Annotated in this window: 25 protein-coding genes; 12 read left to right on the forward strand and 13 right to left on the reverse strand. The window is 66.5% G+C overall.

Annotated features, from left to right (window positions below; all coding sequences use genetic code 11):
• Positions 1–75: 75 nt before the first annotated feature.
• The 7 genes from QMX81_RS15065 to QMX81_RS15095 form a co-directional block, all read right to left on the reverse strand.
• Positions 76–291, reverse strand: a complete 216-nt coding sequence (locus tag QMX81_RS15065) for a hypothetical protein (RefSeq protein WP_282262641.1) — start codon at positions 289–291, stop codon at positions 76–78.
• Between the two features lie 179 nt (positions 292–470).
• The gene (locus QMX81_RS15070; RefSeq protein WP_121037974.1) at positions 471–1,895 is read right to left on the reverse strand and encodes a replicative DNA helicase; all 1,425 of its coding nucleotides are present in this window, start codon (positions 1,893–1,895) and stop codon (positions 471–473) included.
• Between the two features lie 214 nt (positions 1,896–2,109).
• Positions 2,110–2,670: an NADPH-dependent FMN reductase gene (locus tag QMX81_RS15075; protein ID WP_265308332.1), complete on the reverse strand. Its 561-nt coding sequence runs from the start codon at positions 2,668–2,670 to the stop codon at positions 2,110–2,112.
• 121 nt (positions 2,671–2,791) lie between these two features.
• On the reverse strand, positions 2,792–4,735 hold the full coding sequence (gene asnB, locus QMX81_RS15080) for an asparagine synthase (glutamine-hydrolyzing) (protein WP_121037980.1): 1,944 nt from the start codon (positions 4,733–4,735) through the stop codon (positions 2,792–2,794).
• Between the two features lie 3 nt (positions 4,736–4,738).
• Positions 4,739–7,018: a thiamine pyrophosphate-dependent enzyme gene (locus QMX81_RS15085; protein ID WP_282262654.1), complete on the reverse strand. Its 2,280-nt coding sequence runs from the start codon at positions 7,016–7,018 to the stop codon at positions 4,739–4,741.
• Positions 7,019–7,147: 129 nt separating this feature from the next.
• Positions 7,148–7,699, reverse strand: a complete 552-nt coding sequence (locus QMX81_RS15090) for a GNAT family N-acetyltransferase (protein WP_282262658.1) — start codon at positions 7,697–7,699, stop codon at positions 7,148–7,150.
• A 131-nt stretch (positions 7,700–7,830) separates the two neighbouring features.
• Complete coding sequence (locus tag QMX81_RS15095) at positions 7,831–8,661, reverse strand: glycine zipper 2TM domain-containing protein (RefSeq protein WP_123730792.1); 831 nt, start codon at positions 8,659–8,661, stop codon at positions 7,831–7,833.
• A 159-nt stretch (positions 8,662–8,820) separates the two neighbouring features.
• On the opposite strand from QMX81_RS15095, the gene QMX81_RS15100 reads away from it, so the two are divergent.
• Positions 8,821–9,045 (forward strand): DUF6116 family protein, encoded by a 225-nt coding sequence (locus QMX81_RS15100; protein ID WP_152152652.1) that lies wholly within the window; start codon positions 8,821–8,823, stop codon positions 9,043–9,045.
• Positions 9,042–9,815, forward strand: a complete 774-nt coding sequence (locus QMX81_RS15105; protein WP_282262662.1) for a TatD family hydrolase — start codon at positions 9,042–9,044, stop codon at positions 9,813–9,815. The genes QMX81_RS15100 and QMX81_RS15105 overlap by 4 nt, the downstream gene beginning before the upstream one ends.
• Here the strand turns inward: QMX81_RS15105 and QMX81_RS15110 are convergent.
• A complete protein-coding gene (locus QMX81_RS15110) occupies positions 9,789–11,192 on the reverse strand; it encodes an MFS transporter (protein ID WP_282262663.1) in 1,404 nt (467 codons plus the stop codon). The two genes, QMX81_RS15105 and QMX81_RS15110, sit on opposite strands and share 27 nt — an antisense overlap.
• Before the next feature lie 97 nt (positions 11,193–11,289).
• On the opposite strand from QMX81_RS15110, the gene QMX81_RS15115 reads away from it, so the two are divergent.
• Positions 11,290–12,162, forward strand: a complete 873-nt coding sequence (locus QMX81_RS15115) for a LysR family transcriptional regulator (protein ID WP_121038000.1) — start codon at positions 11,290–11,292, stop codon at positions 12,160–12,162.
• Between the two features lie 27 nt (positions 12,163–12,189).
• Here the strand turns inward: QMX81_RS15115 and QMX81_RS15120 are convergent, their stop codons facing one another.
• Positions 12,190–13,002 (reverse strand): tRNA threonylcarbamoyladenosine dehydratase, encoded by an 813-nt coding sequence (locus QMX81_RS15120; RefSeq protein ID WP_121038003.1) that lies wholly within the window; start codon positions 13,000–13,002, stop codon positions 12,190–12,192.
• A 94-nt stretch (positions 13,003–13,096) separates the two neighbouring features.
• Here QMX81_RS15120 and QMX81_RS15125 point away from each other — a divergent pair, with 94 nt between their 5' ends.
• Both QMX81_RS15125 and QMX81_RS15130 read left to right on the forward strand, forming a co-directional pair.
• Complete coding sequence (locus tag QMX81_RS15125) at positions 13,097–13,537, forward strand: cytochrome c (RefSeq protein WP_121038006.1); 441 nt, start codon at positions 13,097–13,099, stop codon at positions 13,535–13,537.
• Positions 13,538–13,655: 118 nt separating this feature from the next.
• Positions 13,656–14,141, forward strand: coding sequence for a glycine zipper 2TM domain-containing protein (locus QMX81_RS15130; protein ID WP_019185918.1), 486 nt, complete (start codon positions 13,656–13,658; stop codon positions 14,139–14,141).
• A gap of 84 nt (positions 14,142–14,225) precedes the next feature.
• Here QMX81_RS15130 and QMX81_RS15135 read toward each other — a convergent pair whose 3' ends face one another.
• Entirely contained in the window at positions 14,226–14,429 is a 204-nt protein-coding gene (locus QMX81_RS15135) for a cold-shock protein (protein ID WP_019185917.1), read from the reverse strand.
• Positions 14,430–14,660: 231 nt separating this feature from the next.
• Here QMX81_RS15135 and QMX81_RS15140 point away from each other — a divergent pair, with 231 nt between their 5' ends.
• From QMX81_RS15140 to arsC, 3 genes are all read left to right on the forward strand, one after another.
• On the forward strand, positions 14,661–15,146 hold the full coding sequence (locus QMX81_RS15140) for a DUF456 domain-containing protein (protein ID WP_121038009.1): 486 nt from the start codon (positions 14,661–14,663) through the stop codon (positions 15,144–15,146).
• Positions 15,147–15,298: 152 nt separating this feature from the next.
• Positions 15,299–16,465: a phospholipase A gene (locus QMX81_RS15145; RefSeq protein ID WP_121038012.1), complete on the forward strand. Its 1,167-nt coding sequence runs from the start codon at positions 15,299–15,301 to the stop codon at positions 16,463–16,465.
• A complete protein-coding gene (arsC, locus tag QMX81_RS15150; RefSeq protein WP_121038015.1) occupies positions 16,465–16,818 on the forward strand; it encodes an arsenate reductase (glutaredoxin) in 354 nt (117 codons plus the stop codon). Before QMX81_RS15145 ends, arsC begins: the two co-directional genes overlap by 1 nt.
• Before the next feature lie 9 nt (positions 16,819–16,827).
• Here arsC and QMX81_RS15155 read toward each other — a convergent pair whose 3' ends face one another.
• Complete coding sequence (locus QMX81_RS15155; protein ID WP_282262671.1) at positions 16,828–17,181, reverse strand: hypothetical protein; 354 nt, start codon at positions 17,179–17,181, stop codon at positions 16,828–16,830.
• 177 nt (positions 17,182–17,358) lie between these two features.
• On the opposite strand from QMX81_RS15155, the gene QMX81_RS15160 reads away from it, so the two are divergent.
• Positions 17,359–18,468: a sterol desaturase family protein gene (locus tag QMX81_RS15160; RefSeq protein WP_282262673.1), complete on the forward strand. Its 1,110-nt coding sequence runs from the start codon at positions 17,359–17,361 to the stop codon at positions 18,466–18,468.
• A 6-nt stretch (positions 18,469–18,474) separates the two neighbouring features.
• On the opposite strand, the gene QMX81_RS15165 is transcribed toward QMX81_RS15160, so the two are convergent.
• A complete protein-coding gene (locus tag QMX81_RS15165; protein ID WP_121038024.1) occupies positions 18,475–19,110 on the reverse strand; it encodes a glutathione S-transferase family protein in 636 nt (211 codons plus the stop codon).
• Positions 19,111–19,270: 160 nt separating this feature from the next.
• Between QMX81_RS15165 and QMX81_RS15170 the strand changes: the two genes are divergently transcribed.
• A complete protein-coding gene (locus QMX81_RS15170; protein ID WP_121038027.1) occupies positions 19,271–19,906 on the forward strand; it encodes a LysE family translocator in 636 nt (211 codons plus the stop codon).
• Between the two features lie 101 nt (positions 19,907–20,007).
• Here QMX81_RS15170 and QMX81_RS15175 read toward each other — a convergent pair whose 3' ends face one another.
• Complete coding sequence (locus tag QMX81_RS15175) at positions 20,008–21,525, reverse strand: fumarate hydratase (protein WP_121038030.1); 1,518 nt, start codon at positions 21,523–21,525, stop codon at positions 20,008–20,010.
• Positions 21,526–21,679: 154 nt separating this feature from the next.
• On the opposite strand from QMX81_RS15175, the gene QMX81_RS15180 reads away from it, so the two are divergent.
• Both QMX81_RS15180 and QMX81_RS15185 read left to right on the forward strand, forming a co-directional pair.
• Entirely contained in the window at positions 21,680–22,576 is an 897-nt protein-coding gene (locus tag QMX81_RS15180; RefSeq protein ID WP_282262677.1) for an RNA polymerase sigma-70 factor, read from the forward strand.
• Positions 22,577–22,612: 36 nt separating this feature from the next.
• A complete protein-coding gene (locus QMX81_RS15185) occupies positions 22,613–23,056 on the forward strand; it encodes a carboxymuconolactone decarboxylase family protein (protein ID WP_152152676.1) in 444 nt (147 codons plus the stop codon).
• Positions 23,057–23,114: the final 58 nt, after the last annotated feature.

Consider the following 23,114-nt stretch of genomic DNA (forward strand, 5'->3'; position numbering starts at 1 on the left):
CCGCTGGCCGGCTCCACGCCATCCCGACAGAAGAGCAGCCGGCCAGCGGCCGGCACTACCCGATCGCGGTGTTGTTCAGGCCGTCGCCGTACGCCCGCCCCCCAGGACCCGCGCCGGCAGCATGAGCAGCGCGCCCAGGAACGCGAACAGTGCCGAGAAGGTGATGCCCACCAGGCGGAACGGCAGGCTCAACAGCCACACGAACGGCCACGCCACCAGGGCCAGAACCGCCAGCGGCCAGCACAGCACGAACAGCAGGCACCACACGCCCAAGGCGAACAGGGTCTTCATCGCACGTCTCCGTTGGCGGCACCCTGCCGCCCGGAGACCACCATCGCGCCCTGCCCGGGCGCACTGCAACGAGTTTGCGACGAAACCCGGCTTACGCCGATGAAACGGCAGAGCCGGCCACCGGCCGGCTCTGCACGATGACAGTTCCATAGGAGCCGGCTACCGTAACGCCTTTGGCGTTACTCGAACGAACCCACCGAATCGTGCGACAGGTTGTCGAACCGGGTGTATTCGCCGAAGAACTTGAGCTTGCACGAGCCGGTCGGGCCGCCTCGGTGCTTGCCGATGATGATCTCGGCCAGGCCCTTGTCCGGCGAGGTTTCCTTGTTGTAGTAGTCGTCGCGGTAGATGAACACGATCATGTCCGCATCCTGCTCGATAGCGCCGGATTCACGAAGATCGGCCATCACCGGGCGCTTGTCGGTACGCGTTTCCAGCGAGCGGTTGAGCTGGGAGAGCGCGATGACCGGCACGTTGAGTTCCTTGGCCAGGCCCTTCAACGACCGCGAGATCTCCGAGATTTCGGTCGCGCGGTTTTCGCTGTTGCCCGGCACGCTCATCAGCTGCAGGTAGTCGATCACGATCAGGCCCAGGTCGTGCTCGCGCTTGAGGCGGCGGCACTTGGAACGCAGGATTTCCGGCGACACGCCCGGCGTATCGTCGATGAAGATCTTGGTTTCCTTCAGCATCCGGATCGCACCGGTGACCCGGCTCCAATCCTCATCTTCCAGCTGACCGGTACGCAGGCGCTGGGCGTTGATGCGGCCGTTGGAGGAAATCAGACGCATTGCCAGCTGCGAGGCCGACATTTCCATCGAGAACACCGCCACGCCCTTCTTGGACTTGATCGCGGCGTACTCGGCGATGTTCAGCGCCAGCGTGGTCTTGCCCATGGCCGGTCGCGCGGCCAGGATGATCAGATCGGTCGGCTGCAGGCCGGCGGTCATCGCATCGAAATCGGTATAGCCGGTCGGCAGACCGGTGATGTTGCCGCCGTTCTCGAAGCGGTTGCGCAGCTCTTCGAAGGCGTCTTTCAGCGCGCCCGGCATCGCCACGAAATCAGTGCGCCCGCGCGCGCCCTGCTCGGCGATCGCGAACACGGATTTTTCCGCTGCCGAGAGCAGTTCGCTGCTCTCGCGGCCTTCGGGCTGGAAGCCGTCGTTGACGATGTCCGTGCCGACCTGGATCAGCTGGCGCAGCACCGCTTTGTCACGCACGATTTCCGCGTAGGCGCTGATGTTGGCGGCTGACGGCGTGGTGCTCGCCAGCTCGATCAGGTACGCGCCATCGCCGACCAACTCCATCTTGCCCTGCGATTCGAACCACTCGCCCAGCGTCACCGCATCGAACGGGCGGTCGCGTTCGGACAGCTCGCGGATCGCGCGGTAGATCATCTGGTGATCGCGGCGGTAGAAGTCGGTTTCGGTCAGCTGGTCGTTGACCCGGTCATAGCTCTCCGGGGCCAGCATCAGCCCGCCCAGCACCGCCTGTTCGGCCTCGATCGAATGCGGCGGCACGCGCAGGGCGTCGATGCGCATTTCATCGCGATCAAAGCGGTCACCGCGGTCTTTGCGGTCGGAACGGAAGCCAGAACGGGCGGACATGGGGGGCGTACTTCCTGCAGTGTGAGGCGTAGGACATGGTAGGCACGCGGGGCGCCCCGCAGCCATGCACAAACCTGTGGATAAACAGTGGATGAGCTGGGGATACCGGCGCCTGCCGGTACGATTGGCCGGGGCCGTCGCATCGCGTGCGACGGACGCCCTTGCGGCGCCCGTCCCCGCCATTATCGCAGAAGCCTGACCCGCTCGCGGTGGATCAGTGCGTGCCGCCGTGGGTGCCGACCCAGGCGATGAATGTGTCCACGAAGCCCTGCAGGAAGTCCTTGGTGCCCTCGTTGCTGATCGTGCCGTGGGCGTCGATCAGCCCTTCCTTGAAGTGCAGGAAGGCCTCGGGCTGGCCCAGCACCGGCATGTCCAGGTAGGCCAGGATGTTGCGCAGGTGCTGTTGGGCCAGCGCCGTGCCGATCACCCCGATCGAGGCGCCGATCACTGCCGCCGGCTTGCCGGCAAAAGCGCTGTCGCCATACGGGCGCGAGCCCAGGTCGATGGCGTTCTTGAGCACACCCGGGACCGAGCGGTTGTATTCGGGGGTGACGAACAGCACCGCATCGGCATCCCGGATCTGCTGCTTCAAGCGAAGGCCCTGGCTGGGGTAGTCCTTGTCGAAATCCTGGTTGTACAACGGCAGGTCACCGATCTCCACGTAGGAGAACACCGCCTTGCCGGCAGCCAGTTTCTCCAGCGCGTGAGCCAACGCCTGGTTGTGCGAGCCCTTGCGCAGGCTGCCGACCAGTACGGCGATCTTGTATTCGGCCATCACGTTCGCTCCGTTGGGGGAAAGGCCCAGCCTAGGCGGGCCCACCTTCGGCAACGGTGAAGGCGACGTCAGCCACCCATGGGTGGCTGCCTTCCGTCCAGATGTACTCGCACGCGTCGCGCTATGCGCGCGTCACGTCGGCGCGTGCCTTGCGCCAATGCGCCTGCCAGGCCTGGAACATCAGCACGTTCCACAGATGCGTGTGCCATTTGCGCTCGCCCTGCTTGAACTGCTGCCACAGCGGCGCCACCGCCTCGACGTTGAACACCCCCTCCTCGGCCAGCCGCGCCGGATCCAGCAGTTCATCGGCCCAGCCACGCAGGTCGCCCTTGAGCCACGCGCTGACCGGGGCACCGAAGCCGCGTTTGGGGCGGTGCACCATATCCTGCGGTACATAGCGGCCCAGCACGCGCTTGAGCAGGTACTTGCTGACGCCATCGCGCTGTTTCATCGCCATCGGCAGCGACCAGGCGAACTCGGCCACCCGCCAGTCCAGCAGCGGGGCACGCGCCTCCAGGCTGACCGCCATGCTGGTGCGGTCCACTTTGCACAGCAGATCATCGGGCAGATAGGTACTGAAATCGGCCAGCATCATCGCGTCCGCCGGTGAGCCGGCGCCGTGCAGCGGATCGGCCAGGTCGTAGAAACTGCCGGCCGCCTGTGCACCGCGAACGGCGGCCACCGGATCGCGCCAGCGCGAAATGCGGTTGCGGTAGACATCGCCGATGCCGCGCGCGCCGGACTCGGCCAGCAGCGCGGCCAGCCCGCCCGTGCGCGAGGCCTCGCCCTGCGTATGCGCATGGCTGGCCATCCAGCGCCGCAGCGGCGCCGGCACCTTGCCCAGCAGGCGCCAGTTGCGCATCGCCCGCTGGTAACGGGTGTAGCCGAAGAACAGTTCATCGCCACCGTCGCCGGACAGCGCCACGGTCACGCCCTGCCGCGCCAGCTTGGCAACCAGCGCCGTGGGCACCTGCGAGGCATCGGCGAAGGGTTCATCGAACATTGCCGGCAGGCTGGGCACCACCGCGAGCGCGTCGGCACCGCTGACATACAGCTCGGTGTGATCGCAGCCCAGGTGCTGGGCCAGCGACTTGGCCAGCGGCGCCTCGTCATGATCCGAGCCGGTGAAGCCGATGCTGAAACTGTGCACCGGCTGGCTCGACTGTGCCTGCATCAAGGCGGCCACCACCGAGGAATCGGTGCCGCCGGAGAGGAAGACGCCGACCGGCACATCGGCCACCATGCGCAGCGCGACCGCGTCGCGCAGCACGGCATCCAGACGTTCTTCGGCCTCGGCCTCATTGCCGGTGAACGGCGCGGCCAGGGCCTGCTGCATGCGCTCGCGCGCGTTCCAGAACGGCTGCTGCAACTGGTCCGGGCGATGCGCGGCAGCACCGGCGGCTACCGCCTCGGCGTCCAGCCGCAGCACGCGGCCGGGCATCAGCTTGAAACAGCGTTCGTGGATGCAGTGCGGCGCGGGAATGTAATCCAGCCGCAGCAGCAGGGTCAGCGCATCGCGGTCGACCTCGTTGTCGAAGGCCGGGTGCTGCCACAGGGCCTTGAGCTCGGAGCCGAACACCAGCGTTTCACCGGCCCAGCCGTAGTACAGCGGTTTCTTGCCGACCCGGTCGCGGGCCAGCCACAGGCAGTGCTCGGCGCGGTCCCACAAAGCGATGGCGAACATGCCGTTGCTGCGCTGCAGGGTCTCGTCCAAGCCCCATTCGGTGATCGCCGCGAGCAGCACTTCGGTATCCGAATGGCCGCGGAAACCATGCCCCAGTGCGTCGAGCTCGGCGCGCAGCTCGGCGAAGTTGTAGACCTCGCCGTTGTAGGCCAGCACGTAGCGGCCATCGGCCGAGGTCATCGGCTGATGGCCCAGCGGCGACAGGTCCAGGATGCTCAGCCGGCGGTGCGCCAGCGCGATGCCGGCCGAGGCATCGGCCCACACCCCGCTGTCATCCGGGCCGCGGTGCACCAATGCGTCGCCCATGCGCCGCGCCTGTTCTTCCAGTGCTGCCTGCTCCCTTGCCGGAGCGGGCAGCAACATGCCTGCCAATCCACACATGTATCAATGGTCCTGCGCCAGCGCGAGGGCGGCGTTCAATACCGCATTGTCGCTTGGAAGCACGCACAATGCTGCCCCCGCCAGCGGCGTGTAGGTGTCGGCCCCGCACACCCGCCGGATCGGCAGGTGCCCCAGCCCGGCCTCGACCAGCGCGGTGATCACGCCCTCGCCCACCCCGGCGCTGTGCCGCCCCTCATCGACCACCAGCACGCGCTGGGCATCGGCAGCCTGGCCAGCGATGAAACCGGCATTGAGCGGCACCAGCCAGCGCAGATCGACGACCCGCACCTGCCAGCCCAGCTGCTGCTCGATCGCCCGTGCCGCCCGCAGGCTCATCGGCACGCCATTGCCGTAGGTGAAGATGACCAGGTCACTGGCCTCCGGCGCGTAGACCCGGGCCTCGCCGAGCACCAGTGCCTGGTCGGCGGCCGGATACGGGAACAGCCATTGGCCATCGCCCGGCGCGTGCAGGTCCTTGGTCATGTACAGCGCGATCGGCTCCAGGAACACGGCGACGCGGCCATCGACGGTCGCCAGCGCCGCCAAGGTGCGCAGCATCATCGCCGCGTCGTCGCCGCGCGAGGGACAGCCGACCACCAGGCCGGGGATGTCGCGCAGCGCAGCGATCGAGTTGTCGTTGTGGAAATGCCCGCCGAAGCCCTTCTGGTAGCCCAGCCCGGCAATGCGCACCAGCATCGGGTTGCGGTACTGATCGTTGGAGAAGAACTGCAGCGAGCACGCCTCGCCACGCAGCTGGTCGGCCGCGTTGTGCAGGTAGGCCAGGTACTGGATCTCCGGGATCGGCAGCATGCCCAGGTTGGCCAGGCCCTGCGCCATGCCCAGGATCATGGTTTCGTCCAGCAGGGTGTTGAACACGCGGCGTGGGCCAAATGCCTTGAGCAGCCCCTTGCTGACCGTGTACACCCCACCTTTCTGCGCGACGTCCTCGCCAAACAGCAGCGTGGCCGGGTACTTGGCCATCAGATCGTGCAGGGCCTGGTTGATCTGGATCGCCAGATGGCGCGGCGGCTGTGTTTCCGGCAACTGCGACGCACCCCCAAATGCGGCAGCACGCGCGTCATCGGCGGCCACGCGCGTGGCTTCGGCATGCACCGCCGCCGGCGAGTACGGCGCCAGTGGGGCGATGACCTCGGCGAGAGCGGTCAGCTTCGGGCGTCGGTCCGCCTCGGCGGCCGCCGCGAAACAGCGCGCGCGCACGCGCTCGTACAGATCGAGCACCTGCGCGGTGGTCATCCACCCGGACTGCATCGCGATCGCCGCCGAGCGCAGCAGTGGATCGCTGGCTTCGGCGGCGCACAGCTCCGGCAACGGCCGCCATTCGATCTCGAAATCGGTGCCCGCATGGCCCATCAAACGCGTGGTGCGCAGGTGCAGGAAGGTCGGGCGGCGGGTCTGCCGGCAATGGGCCAGCGCGCGCTCCACCTGCGCATGCCCCTCGACCAGATCCAGCCCATCAGCGAAGAAGTAATCCAGGCCCGGGCGGTGCGCGAAACTCTGCGCGATCCAGCCGTCCGGGGTCTTGACCGAAATGCCGATGCCGTTGTCTTCGCAGACGAACAGGATCGGCGCTGGCAGCCGCTGGTAGGCCGCCCACGCCGCCGTGTTGAACGCGGTCTGCGCGGTGGCGTGGTTGGCCGAGGCATCGCCGAAGGAGCAGATCACCACGCTGTCCTCGGGAATCGGCAGCGTGTGACCGATGCGTCGCCCGCTTTCGATGGCCAGCGCGGTGCCCAGGGCCTTGGGCAGGTGCGAGGCGATCGTCGAGGTCTGCGGCAGTACCCACAGGGGCTTGCTGCCCCACACCTTGTGGCGTCCGCCGCTGGCAGGATCGTCCCGACTGGCCGCAAACGAAAGCGCCGCATCCATCACCGGATCCATGCCCGGCAGCTTGCGGAAGCGCTCGGCCATGAAGCCGCCGGAGCGGTAATGCAGGAAGGCCGGATCGGTATGCCGGGCCAGCCGCGCCACCAGCGCATTGCCTTCATGCCCGGACGAACCGATGGTGTAGAAGACCTTGTTCTGCACCCGCAGCACGCGCGCCATCAAGTCCAGGTGGCGGCTGATCAGCTGCGACTCGAAGAGGTCGGCAAAGCCCTGCGCGTCCAGCGTGCTGCCGGGCAGGATGGGGCTGCCGGGGGCTGGTGTCGGGGCGGGATCGCCGCGCCACTGCTGCACGAACTCCATGAAGTTGGCGTCGCAGATCTCGGCCCGGTTGAGGCCCTTCATGCGCGCGGGAATCGGATCGGGAACCACGGCAAACATGCATCACCCTCCGGGACGTGTTGCGTAGGCGGATAGCCGGATGGACGCTTGCTCATGCACCCCGGGCGGCTCGCCCGCGATGCCGAGTCTGGCCTCACCCCATCGCCTTTGCCAAGCGCGGGTGCAGCATCAGCGCTGCCCGGCGCGGCGCTGCTGCCACTGCTGCCGCGACTGGCCCCAGATCTCGATCGGCTTGCCGGCATGCGGTGGCGGCAGCTCGCCCATCCGCAACAGCGAACTGCCCAGCTTGCGCGCGACGACCTTGGAGTTTTCGTTCGCGGCATCGATGGTGTGGATGACCTCGTCCCAGCCCAGCGTGTCGAACGCCCAGTCCATGCTCGCCACGGCCGCTTCGGGCGCATAGCCCCTGCCCCAGCTCTCGCGGCGGATGCTCCAGCCGACCTCGGTGCCCGGCCAGTCCAGCGGCTGCCAGGGGCCCATGCGGCCGACCCACTCACCGCTGCTCTTTTCGATCACCGAGAACATCGAAAATCCGTACAGATGCCAGCTGCCGACCAGGCAGCTGAAGCTGCGCCACGCCTGCGACGGGGCCTGCACGCCACCGAGGTGCTGCATCACCTCCGGGTCCGAGCAGAAGCGCAGGAAGGCATCGAAATCCTCGGCGCGCGGTGGGCGCAGGATCAGACGGTCGGTCTCCAGCCGGAGGTCGAAAATGCTCATGGCGTCCTCGTGTGTTGCATGCGTGCCGGGATGATCGCAGATGCCGTGATCGGCGTGCCGTGCGGCTCGCCCCAAAACGCCGCACGCCGGCAGATGCCGGCGTGCTGGTGGTGCATTGACGCGGCAGGAACTTACTGCCTGTTCGCATCCAGTGCAGCGGTCTGGGTGACCAGCTGGCCGTCGATCACCGGCAGGCGATCGCTGCTCGGCTTGTTGTCCATCTTCACGGTCTTCTCGGCGCCGTCGTAACGGTAGGTCACGTTGTAACCGGTGACCGCATTGGTGGTGCCCATCGGGATGCGGTTGCCCGGCTTGCTGGCCATGCGCATGGTGCCGGTGGTGCCGTCTTCATTGCGGTAGGTCACGTTGTAGCCGGTCACGCGGGTCGACTCGGAGGTCGCGGTTTCGGTATGGCACTGGCGCTCGGTGCGGTTGACCACGCGGCCACCCACATGGCGCTTGTCCACCTGGTTGCCGATCATGCCGCCGGCAACGGCACCGGCGGCCGTGGCGGCCTTGCGGCCATTGCCACCACCGACCTGGTTGCCCAGCAGGCCACCGATGACGGCACCGGCGACGGTACCGCCAACGTTGCCGTCGCGCTCGGGCAGGCGTTCCTGCACCACCACGTCCTGGCAGACTTCATGCGGCGTCTGCGTGCTGGAGGTCTCGCGCACCGGCTCGGTGCCGATCACGGTGGCGTAGGCCTTTTCCTTCTTGGTCAGCGGATCGACCTTGACGATGTCGGCGTACTCGAGCTTGCCCGCCTTGTCTTCAATGGCCAGCTGATCGGTGCGCGCGCCATCGTCGGCCAGTGGCGTGGTGTCCAGAGTGGGCCGGGTCTGAGCAGCGGTCACCGCATCGGGCGAGGAACTGCCGCCCTTCATGAAGGCAGCGGTGGCGATACCGCCAACCAGCAGCGCACCCGCAGCGACCAACGCAGTAGTAGTTGTACTTTTCATAACCGGCTCCTTGCGGACGATCCGCAACGTTCTTGAGTGAATTCCAGCACGGCCACCCTGAACGGAATCTCCACGGATCGTGAACATCCGGCCGCCCATTCAGGTTCGGTGAGCCTTGGGCTCGTGATAGCGTTTACAGCATCTGCCCAGGAGTGCCTCATGTCCAATCCCATACTGTTGCCGGTGCTGGAATGGGCCCGTCGGCTGCGCTACCCCACCCTGTTCAAGATCACCGCCGCCCTGTTCGCGGTGACGCTGGTGATTCCCGATCCGCTGCCGTTCGTGGATGAAATCCTGTTTGGCCTGGGCACACTGCTGCTGGCCAACTGGAAGCGACGCGGCGACAAGCTTCCCCCGCCGCTGCCGGCCAAGCGCCGCGCGTGAGGTTGATCGACAGCCACTGCCACCTGGATGCGGGCGAGTTCGATGCGGATCGCCCTGAAGTGATCGCGCGCGCGCGCGCGGCCGGCGTCATGGCCCAGGTCGTTCCCGCCGTCACTGCCGCCAGTTGGCCCGGCCTGCGCGATGCGTGCCGGCTGGCCGACGGGCTGCACCCGGCCTACGGACTGCATCCGATGTTTCTGGACCAGCATTGCCCCGAACACCTGGAGGCTCTGCGTGCGTGGCTCGAACGCGAGCGCCCCTGCGCGGTTGGGGAATGCGGGCTGGACTTCTTCGTGGAGGGTCTGGACGTGGACGCTCAGCTGCACTACTTCCTGGGCCAGCTGCGGCTGGCACGCGAATTCGACCTGCCGGTGATCGTGCATGCGCGCCGCGCGGTGGATGCGGTGATCGCGGCGATCAAGCAGATCGGCGGGCTGCGCGGCGTGGTGCACAGCTTCTCCGGCAGCCCCGAGCAGGCGCGGCAACTGCACCAGCTGGGCTTCCTGATCGGACTGGGCGGCCCGCTCACCTATGACCGCGCCCAGCGCCTGCACCGCCTGGTCGCCAGCATGCCGCTGGAGCAGCTGCTCCTGGAAACCGATGCGCCGGATCAGCCGGATGCTGGGATCCGCGGAGAGCGTAATGAACCGGCACGCTTGCCGGTGATCCTGGAGACGGTGGCGCGGCTGCGCGGGGAGCGGGCCGACGTGATTGCCGCGCAGACCACGGCCAATGCGCGCAGCCTATTCGGGCTTCACGGTTTCTCCTGAAGCGCGCAACGGGTGCAGCGGCCCCGGCCGCATGCCAGACCAGCACAGGACGCTCGCCAGCAATAGCGCTGCCGCCGACATGCCGATCGAGATGTGCATGCCATGCATGAACGCATCCGGCGCGCCATCGCCGATCAGGCTGCCGAACAGGGCGACACCCAGCATGCCGCCGACCTGTCGCGCACAGTTCAGTACGCTGGAGGCGATGCCTGCCCGCGACCGGTCGACCGATGCAAGCGTCGCGTTGGTCATGGTCGGCACCACCAAGGCGACCCCGCTTGCCGCCATCAGCATCGGTACGATCAACAGCGCGTAATGGCCCCCGATGCTCACCGGCATCAACAACAGGTAACCCGATCCTGCCAGCGCAAGACCCATGAACATCAGCAACCTGGGACCGAGCCGCGTAATCAGGCGCCCCGCCACCACATTGAGTGCGACCAGAACGAGGGTCATCGGCAGAAAGGCCAGGCCGGTCTGTTGCGGGGATAGATGCTGCTGCATCTGAAAAAACAGACTGAACACAAAAATCAGCCCGTAATAGGCGAAATTCACCGCGACGCCTGCCAGCGAGACGATGGAGAACGTGTGATTCCGAAACAGATTCAATGGCAGCATGGGTGAGGTGCTGCGAGCTTCAATCCAGAGGAAGGCCGTGAGGGACATGAGCGCCAACAGGGCTCCTCCGCGCACCACGCCATGCTCCCAACCCAGCTGACCTGCCTCGATCAGGGTCATGGTCGTCGCTGCCAGCGCAACCATGGCAGCCACCTGCCCACTCCAATCGAGGCCACGCCGATGTCCGCCGCCGGAAGGCGCCGCATGCCGAAGCGTCAGGCAGATCCCGATCAAACCCATCGGAAGGTTGATCAGAAACACGCTGCGCCAGCCTGCATGCGCTACCAGCACTCCGCCCAGCACGGGGCCGGCAGCCAGAGCCGCTCCTCCGAGAGCGCCCCACCAACCGACGGCACGACTACGTGCCTGGCTGTCCGGAAATGCCTGCTGCACCATGACCAGCGAGTTGGGTACCAGCAACGCCGCGCCCATGCCCTGGATCAGTCTGGCCCCGACCATCACAGTCAGACTGCCCGAAAGCCCGCAGGAAGCCGACGCCAGAGTGAACACCACCAAGCCCGAGAGATAGAGCCGGCGCGCGCCGAAGCGGTCGCCCAGCGCCCCGCTGGTAAGCAGCAGTGCGGCGAAAGCCAAGGTGTAGGCATTGACCACCCACTGCAAGCCGGCCACATCGGTTGAAAATTCATGCTGCAGGGCATCCAGTGCAACATTGACCACACTGATGTCCAGCAGCACCACCACGAAGCCGAGCGCGGCGGCCCAGAGCGTACCGCGCGCGGAAGCAGAAAAAGCTGTCATTGGGATCCCATAAGCAGAAGAGACCGCCCATGCTAGGCTTGGCGAGCACCCTCGAAAATTCCCCGAAATCACACTCCATACCTGCGAAAACGCACCGATGTTCGACTGGGAGAATCTCCGTCATTTCCTGGCGGTTGCGCGCGACGGCACCTTGTCAGGCGCGGCTCGGGCGTTGCATGTCGACCATGCAACCGTCAGCCGTCGTGTTGCGGCGCTGGAGGTCGAACTGCAGGTTGCGCTGGTCGAGCGCTTGCCACGCTCCGTCCGCCTTACCGCGATGGGCGTCCAGATTTACGAGCACGCCAAGGCCATGGACGCCTCAGCATTTGCTGTCGCCCGCGTGAGCCGGGCCAGCCAGGAGGCCGTCAATGCCAGGGTGACGCTTAGTGCACCGCCAGTGCTGGTGGCGCACCTGTTGGCGGAACGGGTTGCCGACTTCCGGGCAGCGCAGCCCGGCATTCAACTTTCCGTGTCGGCCCAAGCCCAGCAGGTATCACTCGCCCGCCGCGAGGCGGATGTGGCTCTGCGGCTGGTCCGTCCCAAGGAAGCCAGCAGCGTTGTGCGCAGAATCGGACGAATGCCGTTCGCGCTCTATGCCAGCCACGAGTACGTCGCCACCCGTCGGCCCGAAGACTGGGCCTTCATTGCCTATGACACGCAGTTTGCTGACATGCCCCAGCAGCAGTGGCTGCTGCAGATCGCGGGAAGCCGGACCGTGGCGTGCGAACTGAGCGACATCAGCAGTCATCGGGCAGCCGCTCTGGCCGGAGCGGGCGTGGCCGCGTTGCCGCGCTTTCTGGGTGATGCCGCGCCCGGACTGACTCCGCTGGAGCATGACGGGGCGCCGTTCTCGCGTGACATCTGGCTGGTGGTGCACCGTGACCTCCGGCGCTCGCCATCGGTACGCACGGTCATGGACTTTGTGGCGAAAGTCGTCGCGGACCGGCCCGGCCTCGGGTTGGACGCGTAAGCCGGTCCACTGCGTGACCGCAGCGGCTCAGTCGGCCGTGACCGCCGTGGCCGGCTTCTTCATCAACATCTCCAGCGCCTTGCCCACCGCCGCGAACGCGAACGCGCCGGTGATATGCGTGGCCGCGCCCAGCCCGGCGCCGCAGTCCAGCTTCAGCGCCGCGTCGGCCCCTAGGTTCGGGCGGATGCCACACACGCTGCCGTCGGCCTGCGGGTACTTCACGTTTTCCAGCGAGTACACCGCCGGCACGCCGAAGTAACGCGAGGCGTTCTTGGGGAAGTTGAAATCGCTGCGCAGCTTCTTGCGGATCAGCGCCATCATCGCGTCGTGTTCGGTGCGCGAGACATCGCGGATCCGCACCAGGGTGGGATCGGTACGACCGCCGGCCGCGCCCACGGTCAGGATCGGCAGCTTGCGGCGGCGGCACCAGGCGATGGTCTCGACCTTGACCCGGAAGCTGTCGCAGGCATCGATCACCAGATCGAAATCGCGGTCCAGCAGCTCGACCATGTTGGACACGGTCAAGAAAGAGGCGACCGCATCGACACTGATGTCCGGGTTGATCGCCCGGCAGCGCTCGGCCATCGCCTCGGCCTTGTTGCGGCCGTACTGGCCGGCCAGCGCCGGCAGCTGGCGGTTGGTGTTGGACACGCAGATGTCATCGGCATCGATCAGGGTCAGATGGCCCACCGCCGTGCGCGCCAGCGCTTCGACCACCCACGAGCCGACGCCGCCCATGCCCACCACCGCCACCCGGCGGGTGGCAAGCAGATCCACGGTGCCTACCCCATACAACCGGTCGATGCCGGCAAATCGTTCGCGCAGTACGTCGTTCTTCATGCCCCTATTTTAATGTGCACAGGGCGGTCCGGGACGCGCCGTGGACAGGACGCGTCGTACCATCGCCGCAGCCACCCTCACCGAAGCCCTCACCATGAACGACCCTATGTCCCCGCCCCGCCGCCCGTCCGCCGCGTACCGCTATCTGTTCGTCGGCCTGCTTGGCCTGGTGATCGGCCTGATCGCCACGGTGATGGTCTCGCGCGCGATCCAGGCCCGCCAGGACCCCTTCCCGGATTCGCTGATGCACGTGATGAACCGCCAGGTGCAGTTGCTTCAGGCGGCGCAGGCGCAGAACCGCTGCAGCCTGGCCGACACCGTGCCGCGGCTGCAGACGCTGCGCTCGCTCTCCAATGATCTGGACCTGGCCTTTCCCGGCCTGAAGGACAGCCAAGGCTTCCAGCAGCACGCCAGCGCCCTGCGCGCCACCCTCAATGAGGCCCTGGCCGCGCCGCCGACCGACTGCCCGGGCATGGCTACGCTGGTGGAGAAGATCCAGACAGACTGCAAGGCCTGCCACCAGGATTTCCGCTGATTCATCTTCCAGCCACCCTGGCGCACCGGGATTGGCACGCTGTTCACGCAGCACAGGACACGATCTGCTCCATGCGCACCAGACGCATTCGACCACCCCTCTGGCCAGGAGATACACCATGAAGATTCAACTGATTGCCGCCGCTGCCGTTGCCACCGTCGCCCTGGCTGGCTGTGCCACCACCTCGCCGGGCTACGGCAGCAGTGGTTACAACAACGGTTACGGCAATTCCGGCGGCAACTACAACACCAACCGCTGCGCGGACTGCGGCATCGTGACCCGTATCAATCAGGTCGCTTCGGGCCGCAGCGCACCGAGCGCGACCGGCGCGGTGCTGGGTGGCATCGTCGGCGCCGTCGCCGGCCATGAGATCTCCGACCACACCGGTGGCAGCCGTGGCAACAAGAACATCGCCGCCGCCGCAGGCGCGGTGGGTGGTGCGCTGGCCGGCAACCAGATCCAGAAGAACGTGACCAGCGATACGTTCGACATCACCGTGCGTATGGATGACGGCCGTACCGTCGTCGTCAACCAGCGTGATCTGGGTGGTATCCGCGAGAACACCTACGTCCGCGTGGTCAACGGCAAGGTGATCCTGCGCTGATCGGCGCAACGCACACGTAAATAAAAAAGGGCCCGCGCAAGCGGGCCCTTTTCGTGTTTCAACCAGGCAGGACCCGGTCTGCGCTCAGAGCGGCTTGACCTTGTCGGCCTGCAGGCCCTTCTGGCCCGTGACCACTTCGAACTCGACCGCTTGACCTTCCTTCAGGCTCTTGAAGCCCTGGGATTCGATCGCACGGAAGTGCACGAACACATCTTCGCCGCTCTCACGGCTGATGAACCCGAAACCCTTCGCGTCGTTGAACCACTTGACGGTGCCCTTCTCAGCCATCTCAGCTACTCCCTAACTGTCTTGTTGTTGGATACACCCGTACAGGCGGCTGACAGCAAGGGGAAGCGGGGTGCAACGATGCAGCGGATCTGGAAGATCTACCATCATCAGGCCACGATCCACGGTGACCTTGCCAAGCTCAGCGTCTGCAACTTAACCCGGGCAAAACGAAAAAGCAACTAGCTAAAAGCTTCCGATGTCAACCCCATTTCAGGAACCATACTCGACAGCATGGACCCTTCATTCATCTTGTATCTGCTAGCAGCCCTCCTGGTACTGGTCGGCATCGCCGGCATCCTCCTCCCGGCCCTGCCCGGAATTCCCCTGGTGTTCGCCGGCCTGCTGCTGGCGGCATGGGCAGATGGCTTTGTCCATGTGGGCTGGATGCCCCTGGCGGTACTGGGGCTGCTGACCCTGCTCTCCTTCGCGGTGGACATCCTCGCCACGGTGGTCGGCGCCCAGCGGGTCGGCGCCAGCCGCAAGGCGCTGTGGGGCACCTTCATCGGCAGCATCGCCGGGCTGTTCTTCATGCCGATCGGCCTGTTCGTCGGGCCGCTGGCCGGTGCGCTGCTGGGCGAGTATTGGCATACCCGCGAGCTCGGCCGTTCGACCAAGGTGGGCCTGGCAACCTGGGTTGGCATCCTGCTCGGGTTCGCCTTGAAACTGGCGCTGGTGATCGCGATGCTGGGCCTGTTCGCGTTCGCGTGGTTCTTCTGACCGGCGGCGGCGTGACGGCTTCACGCCCTGACCACACCATTGACCGGCATAAACCGGATCAGATCGACCGTGTCGTGCGCTGGCGGGAATAGTCCTCAGCGGCCACACTGTGCCGGTTGACCCATTCATTCTTGTCACGCGGCCCTGCTCCCATGACCATTCCCCATTCCCGCTCCGCCCTGTTCACCGCCCTGGCCCTGGCCTGCGCGGCGCTGCCTGCTGCTGCCCAGGAAGCCGCGCCCACCCCGGCCTCGCCGGAGGCCTGCGCCCAGGTGGACACAGACGCAGCGCGCCTGGCCTGCTACGACACGCTGTTCGGGCGTACGCCCGAGGTCACCCTGGCCGCCGATGCCGCTGCCACCGCCGCCAAGCAGGAGCGCCGGGAAGAACGTCATGCCGCCCGCAGTGCCGACGCCGACGCGCCCGCGACGCAGCGGGTCAAGCAGCGCCTCGGAGAAGTGTTCAAGAACGACGGCCATGAAGATGCGCTGGCCAATGCCGGCAAGGGCTCGCTGCTCGACAGCCGCTGGGAGCTCGCGCAGGACTCCAAGCTCGGCGCGTTCCAGCTGCGCGCCTACAAGCCGGTCTACCTGCTTCCCGCGTTCTGGACCAGCGACAAGAACCAGATGCCGCAGTCGCCCAATCCGGTCAACACGGTCACCACCTCGCAGCAGCTGGACAGCGCGGAACTGAAGTTCCAGCTCAGCTTCAAGACCAAGATCGTGGAGAACCTGTTCGGCGACAACGGCGACATCTGGGCCGGCTACACGCAGAGCTCGCGCTGGCAGGCCTACAACGCCGACAACTCGCGCCCGTTCCGTGAGACCAATTACGAGCCGGAAGTGATGCTGATGTTCCGCAACGGCTATTCGATCGGCGGCTGGCGCGGGCGCATGAGCGGGATCAGCATCAACCACATGTCCAACGGTCGCGCCGATCCCCTGTCGCGCAGCTGGAACCGGGTGATCGCCACCGTCGGCCTGGACCGCGAAAACTGGGCGCTGGTGCTGCGCCCGTGGTATCGCATTCCGGAAGATCGCAAGGACGACAACAACCCGGACATCTCCGATTACATGGGCCGCGGTGACGCCACCCTGACCTGGAACAAGAACGGTCACGAAGTCTCGCTGATGGCGCGTCACTCGCTGCGCGGCGGCGACCGTTCGCACGGTGCGCTGCAGCTCGATTACGGCTTCCCGATCAGCAATCTGCTGCGCGGCCACGTGCAGATCTTCGATGGTTACGGCGAGAGCATGATCGATTACAACCACAAGGCCACCTATGTCGGCCTGGGTGTGTCGCTGCTGGAGTGGTATTGATGGCCGTGACGATCTGGCACAACCCGCGCTGCAGCAACTCGCGCGGGGCGCTGGAGATCCTGCGTGAACACGGCATCGAGCCGGTGGTGGTCGAGTACCTGAAGACGCCGCCGGACCGTGCCACGCTCGCAGGGCTGATCACGCGCATGGGCATCGCCCCGCGCGCGTTGCTGCGCAGCAAGGAGCCGGCCTATGGTTCGCTCGGGCTGGACGACGACGCGTTGCCCGATGCCGCGCTGATCGAGGCGATGGTCGCCCACCCGGAGCTGATCAACCGCCCGATCGTGGAGACCCCGCGCGGCGCACGCCTGTGCCGGCCGCCGGAGACGGTGCTGGCGATCCTGCCGGCCTAAGGCCGTGCCTCAGCTGCCCCCGCAGCGGCTGGTGCACCGGCTGTTATCCTCGCCGCAGGTCAGCGCGGGCAGCCGGTTGCGGCAGTAGTCGCTGCTGGCCTGGCATGCCTTGCGCAGCTCCGGGTTGTCGATCTTGTCGCACTTCGCGTCGCGCTGGGTCGCCACCCCGGCGCCACAGCTGTCGCCGCTGCCAAATCCCGTCCGGTTGGTCATGCAACTGTCGTACTGGCGTTGGCACTGCTGCATGCACTGATTGGCGGCGGTGACCTCGCGCAGGCTGGGCGGGGCGGTGTGGAAATCGCCACCACTGCTGCAGGCGGTGACCAGCAGGATCAACAGCAGGGCGGAAAGCATCCTCGGCATCGTCGTGCTCCGTGTCGAAAGCATCCGGCCATGGCCGGCATGTGTGCATGCCCGGAATGTAGCACTGCTTGTTTTCCAAATTAATACCCGGGCTGCCACCGCAGCCGCAAATGCCTCTTCCGTTACGCCGGCTCCGGCGCCCACAATAGCCCCGCCCTTTCACCTGGATGCCAGCGGATGGCCCGACCACAACGCTCGTTCTTCGCCTACGGCTCGGCTCTGCTGGGCCTGCTAAGCCTGATGGGCGTGGCCTGCTTCCATTTTCCGGATCTGTTGACCAGCCGCGAGTTCCGCGCGGTCTACAACGAACAGTTCGCCCGCCACCTGCTGCTGGTCGGGCTGGCCGCCGCCTTCATCATGGGCACCCTGGCGATCCTGCGCGACCGCAACAAGCGGATCGCCACGATCGGCGTCGGCAGCGCCACCCTGGCGGTGCTGCTGGGGGGTACCAACGTGCAGTTCGATGCGATCGGACAGACACCCTACTCGCTGGGTCTGGACTGGTTCGTGCTGTCGCTGTTCTTCTCGGCACTGGTATTCGTGCCGCTGGAGCGCTACCTCGGCAAACACTTACTCTCGCCGCTACGGCCGGGCTGGCGTACCGATGTCGGCTATTTCTTCATGAGCCACGTGCTGGTGCAGTTCATCCTGATCCTGGTGACCGCCTCGACCTCGACCATTGCCGGGCTGGCCGCGTTCCCTGCGCTCAAGACGCTGATCCAGTCGATGCCGGTGTGGCTGCAGTTCCTGATCGCGGTATTCGTCGCGGACATGGCCCAGGCACTTCTGCACCGCGCGTATCACAACACCCCATGGCTCTGGCGCTTCCACGCCGTTCACCACTCCAGCCGGCACATGGATTGGCTGGCCGGCTCGCGCATCCATTTCGTCGAAATCGTCATCACCCGCAGCTGCGTGCTGCTGCCACTGCTGGTACTCGGCTTCTCGACCCCGGCGATCAATGCCTACGTGATCCTGGTGGGTCTGCAGGCGGTGTTGGCCCACGCCAACCTGGGCATCCGGTTCGGGTGGCTGGAGTACCTGCTGGTGCTGCCGCGCTACCACCATTGGCATCACGCGCGGCAACAGGAGTACGTCGACGTCAACTACGCCATCCACCTACCGCTGGTGGACATGCTGATGGGCACCTTCAAACTGCCCCGGGATCAGCGCGAATGGCCGCAGGAATACGGCGTCATGAAACTGGAGACCGTGCCCAAGGGGCTGCTCAACCAGCACCTGATGCCATTCCGTGCACGACGGACCTTCGACCAGTACGTCGACTGAACCCTGTCAGCGCCAGTCGGTGATGCCCTCGCGCCGGTAGACCTCGGCGAACGCCGGCCGTGCTTTCAGGCGATCCGCGTACGTCTTCAATGCCGGCCAGGTGTCACTGGGCGTGGGCATGTTGCGCGACCAGCGCATCAGCATCACCAACATGAAATCGACCACGCTCAACGACTCGCCCAGCACATACGGGCCGCGCGTGGACAGGTGCTCGGTCAGATGCTGCCAGGCGCCTTCCAACCGCTCGCGCGCACGCTGGCGGGTCGCGTCCACGTGCTCGGGGCCCGCCATTTCCTGCGGGTAGAACCACGCCCGGTACGCCGGCTGTACGGTGTTGGCGCACCAGAACATCCAGCGGTACGCCTCGGCGCGGTCGGCAGACCCCGGTGCTGGCAGCAGGGCCGCTTCCGGATGGCGGTCTGCCAGATGCAGCGCGATCGCTGCCGCTTCGGTCAATACCTGCCCGTCCAGCACCAGCGTCGGCACCAGGCCCGCGGGATTCAAAGCGAGATACGCTGCATCCTTGTGCTCGCGCTTGTCGAAATCCAGCAGCACCAGATCGTGCTCGATCTGCAGTTCCAGCAAGAGCCAATGGACGACCAGGGCGGCGGTACTCGGCGATCCATACAACGTGGTGCGCATGCTCAGGGCCTCTTGAGGGAGGCGCACAGTATGCGCCCGCGCTCCGTGCCATCACATGGGTACAGAGCACGGGCGATGGGGACGCGTTCTGTCTCTGCCACTGCGCCGCGGACGCTCGCAGAATGCGTCCTCTGCCCCGCCGCCAGCCCAGGATCCCCCCATGCCCGATTCGTCCGCTCTGCTCGCCTTCGGTCTGATTTCGCTGGGGATGGTGCTGACGCCCGGGCCGAACATGATCTATCTGATCTCGCGCTCGATCTGCCAGGGACGCACCGCCGGGCTGATCTCGCTGAGCGGTGTCGCGCTGGGTTTTCTGGTGTATCTGGTGTGCGCGGCACTGGGCATCACCGCGCTGCTGATGGCAGTGCCGCATGCCTACGATGTGTTGCGTTTCGCCGGCGCGGCGTATCTGCTGTACCTCGCCTGGCAGGCGCTGCGCCCTGGCGGACGTTCGCCGTTCCAGCTGCGCACGCTGGACCATGACAGCCCGCGCAGATTGTTCGGCATGGGCCTGTTCACCGCGCTGCTCAATCCGAAGATCGCCGTGATGTATCTCTCGCTGCTGCCGCAGTTCATCCAGCCCCGTGGGCATGGCAGCGTGATGGTGCAATCGGTGGTGCTCGGGCTGGTGCAGATCGCAACCAGCGTCAGTGTCAACGCACTGATCGTACTGGCCGCCGGCAGTATCGCCACCTTTCTGGCCGGGCGCCCGCGCTGGCAGACGGTACAGCGTGGCCTGATGGGCACGGTGCTCGGCGCGCTGGCGGTGCGCATGCTGGTGGACGCGCGCCGCTGAGGGGAAGTAGCGGCCAACGGTCGGTGCCTGCCAGCGTCAGCCACGAAAAACGGCGCCCTGGGGCGCCGTTTTCGTTTCCAGCGTTGCCGCGACCGGAGGCCTCAGGCGACCACAACTGGAATCTTGCCGATGCGGGCCTGCCATTCGCGCGGGCCGGTCTGGTGCACGGACTCGCCGGTGGAATCCACCGCCACGGTCACCGGCATGTCCTGCACGGTGAACTCGTAGATCGCTTCCATGCCCAGATCCGCGAAGCCCACCACCTTGGCCGCCTTGATCGCCTTGGAGACCAGGTACGCCGAGCCGCCGACCGCCATCAGGTAGGCCGACTTGTTGTCACGGATCGCTTCGATCGCCGCCGGGCCGCGCTCGGCCTTGCCGACCATGCCCAGCAGGCCGGTCTGTTCCAGCACCTGGCGGGTGAACTTGTCCATGCGGGTGGCGGTGGTCGGGCCGGCCGGGCCCACCACTTCGTCGCGCACCGGATCGACCGGGCCGACGTAGTAGATGAAGCGGCCCTTGAGGTCGACCGGCAGCGGCTCGCCCTTGTCCAGCATCTCCACCATGCGCTTGTGCGCGGCGTCGCGGCCGGTCAGCAGCTTGCCGTTGAGCAGCAGGGTCTGGCCCGGCGTCCAGCTGGCGACGTCTTCCGGAGTGATCGTGTCCAGATCGACGCGGGTGCCCTTGGAGGCGTCATAGGTGATCTGCGGCCAGTCTTCCAGCGACGGCGGATCGAGCATCACCGGGCCGCTGCCATCCAGCGTGAAATGCGCATGGCGGGTGGCCGCGCAGTTCGGGATCATCGCCACCGGCAGGTTGGCCGCGTGGGTGGGGAAATCCTTGACCTTGATGTCCAGCACGGTGGTCAGGCCGCCCAGGCCCTGCGCGCCGATGCCCAACGCGTTGACCTTGTCGAACAGTTCCAGGCGCAGTTCTTCGGCACGGTTGGAGGCGCCACGGGCCTTGAGCTCGTTGATGTCGATCGGCTCCATCAGCGACTCCTTGGCCAGCAGCATCGCCTTCTCGGCGGTACCGCCGATGCCGATGCCGAGCATGCCCGGCGGGCACCAGCCGGCGCCCATGGTCGGCACGGTCTTGAGCACCCAGTCCACGATCGAGTCGGACGGGTTGAGCATGGCGAACTTGGACTTGGCTTCCGAACCGCCGCCCTTGGCAGCGACGATCACCTCCACGGTGTCACCCGGCACCACCTTGACGTTGACCACGCCCGGGGTGTTGTCCCTGGTGTTGATGCGCTTGCCGGCCGGATCGGCCAGCACCGAGGCGCGCAGCTTGTTGTCCGGGTAGTTGTAGGCACGGCGCACGCCTTCGTTGGCCATGTCCTCCACGCCCATCGTGGCGTCGTCCCAGCGCACGTTCATGCCGATTTCCAGGAACACGGTGACGATGCCGGTGTCCTGGCAGATCGGCCGGTGGCCTTCGGCACACATGCGCGAGTTGATCAGGATCTGGGCCATCGCCTCCTTCGCGGCCGGCGACTCTTCGCGCTCGTAGGCTGCGTTGAGGCTCTTGATGTAATCGACCGGGTGGTAGTACGAGATGTACTGCAGCGCGTCGGCGATGGACTGGATGAGGTCTTCCTGCTTGATCGATGTCACGACTTGCTCGCTTGCTGGAGGCTGGCGGGGGTTGAACCGCCGATTTTAACAACTACCGCCGGGCGGCGTTGAGAATCGCTCGCGGCCGCGGCGTTTGGTGCACAGTGGCCGCCCAGCCTTGTCACAGCGGCCTGCCCGGCCGCGTCCTTCCGGCATGACCCCGACCGATACCTTCCAGACCCACCGCCCCCGCCTGTTCGCCCTGGCCTACCGCCTGCTGGGCAGCCGCAGCGACGCCGAGGACATCGTCCAGGATGCCTGGCTGCGCTGGCAGGGCGCCGACACCACCGTGATCCGCGACCCGGAAGGCTGGCTGGTCACCGCCACCACCCGGCTGGGACTGGACCGGCTGCGCGCCCGGCGCAGCGCGCGCCTGGAGTACGTGGGGCCGTGGCTGCCCGAGCCGCTGGAGATCACCCTGGACCCGGACCCGCTGCAGGACCCGGCCCAGCGCCATGCGTTGGCCGACGAGGTTTCCGTGGCGTTCCTTGCCCTGCTGGAGCAGCTCACGCCGGACGAGCGTGCCGCCTTCCTGCTCAAGGACGTGTTCGACTATGACTACCCGGACATCGCCTCGCTGCTGGAGCACGCCCCGGCCAACTGCCGGCAGCTGGTCCATCGGGCGCGGCAGCGGCTGCAGACCGGCGCCCCACGCTTCGCGGTCTCGCCGGCGCAGCACCGCAACCTCCTGGCACGCTTCATGGACGCCTCCCAGCAGGGCGACCTGGCGGCGATCCGCGCGCTGCTCGACGCCAACGCCGAGATGATCTCCGATGGCGGTGGCCGCGTGACGGCGGCAATCCGTCCCCTGCTCGGCGCCGAGCGCATCGCGCAGCTGTACTGGGCGATCGCGCGCCGCAACGGCCAGCATCCAGCCCAGCTGGGCCAGGTCAACGGCGAGCCGGCGATCCTGCGTTTTGCCGGGGACCAGTTGCACTCGGTCACGATGATCACGGTCGATGCAGGGCGTATCGTGCGCGTGCTCAGCGTGCTCAATCCGGAAAAACTCACTGCGCTTGTCACAGCGCGCGAGGCTGGCGCGTCCTCCTGATGAAGACGGCCATTGTGGCCGTCATGGAGTACCCACATGTCCGCTTTACCCCGCGTTCCGTACACCCGTCTGGCCGCCGAGGCCTTCAAGGGCCTGCTGGCCACCAGCAAGGCCGTCCACGACAGCTCCATCGATCCTGTGTTGATGGAGCTGGTGTTCCTGCGTGTCTCGCAGATCAATGGCTGCGGCTACTGCATGGACATGCACGGCACCACCCTGCGCAAGGGGGGAATCGAACCGCGCAAGCTCGATACGCTGCCGGCCTGGCACGAGAGCCGCTTCTTCGATGCGCGCGAGCGTGCCGCGCTGGGCTGGGCCGAGGCACTGACCCGGCTGAGCTGCGCAGCGCCCTCCGATGCCGCGTACGAGGCACTGTTGCCGCACTTCGATGAAAAGGGCATCAGCGACCTGAGCATGGGCATCGCGGTGATCAATGCCTGGAACCGCCTCGGCGCCGGGCTGTTGCCGCCCCTGCCGTAAGCGCCGGGTAGTGCCGGCCGCTGGCCGGCTCTGCACGATGCTGGCTGCCACCTGGAGC

The organism is Stenotrophomonas sp. PS02301 (genome assembly GCF_029959485.1).
Lineage (GTDB): Bacteria > Pseudomonadota > Gammaproteobacteria > Xanthomonadales > Xanthomonadaceae > Stenotrophomonas > Stenotrophomonas maltophilia_Z.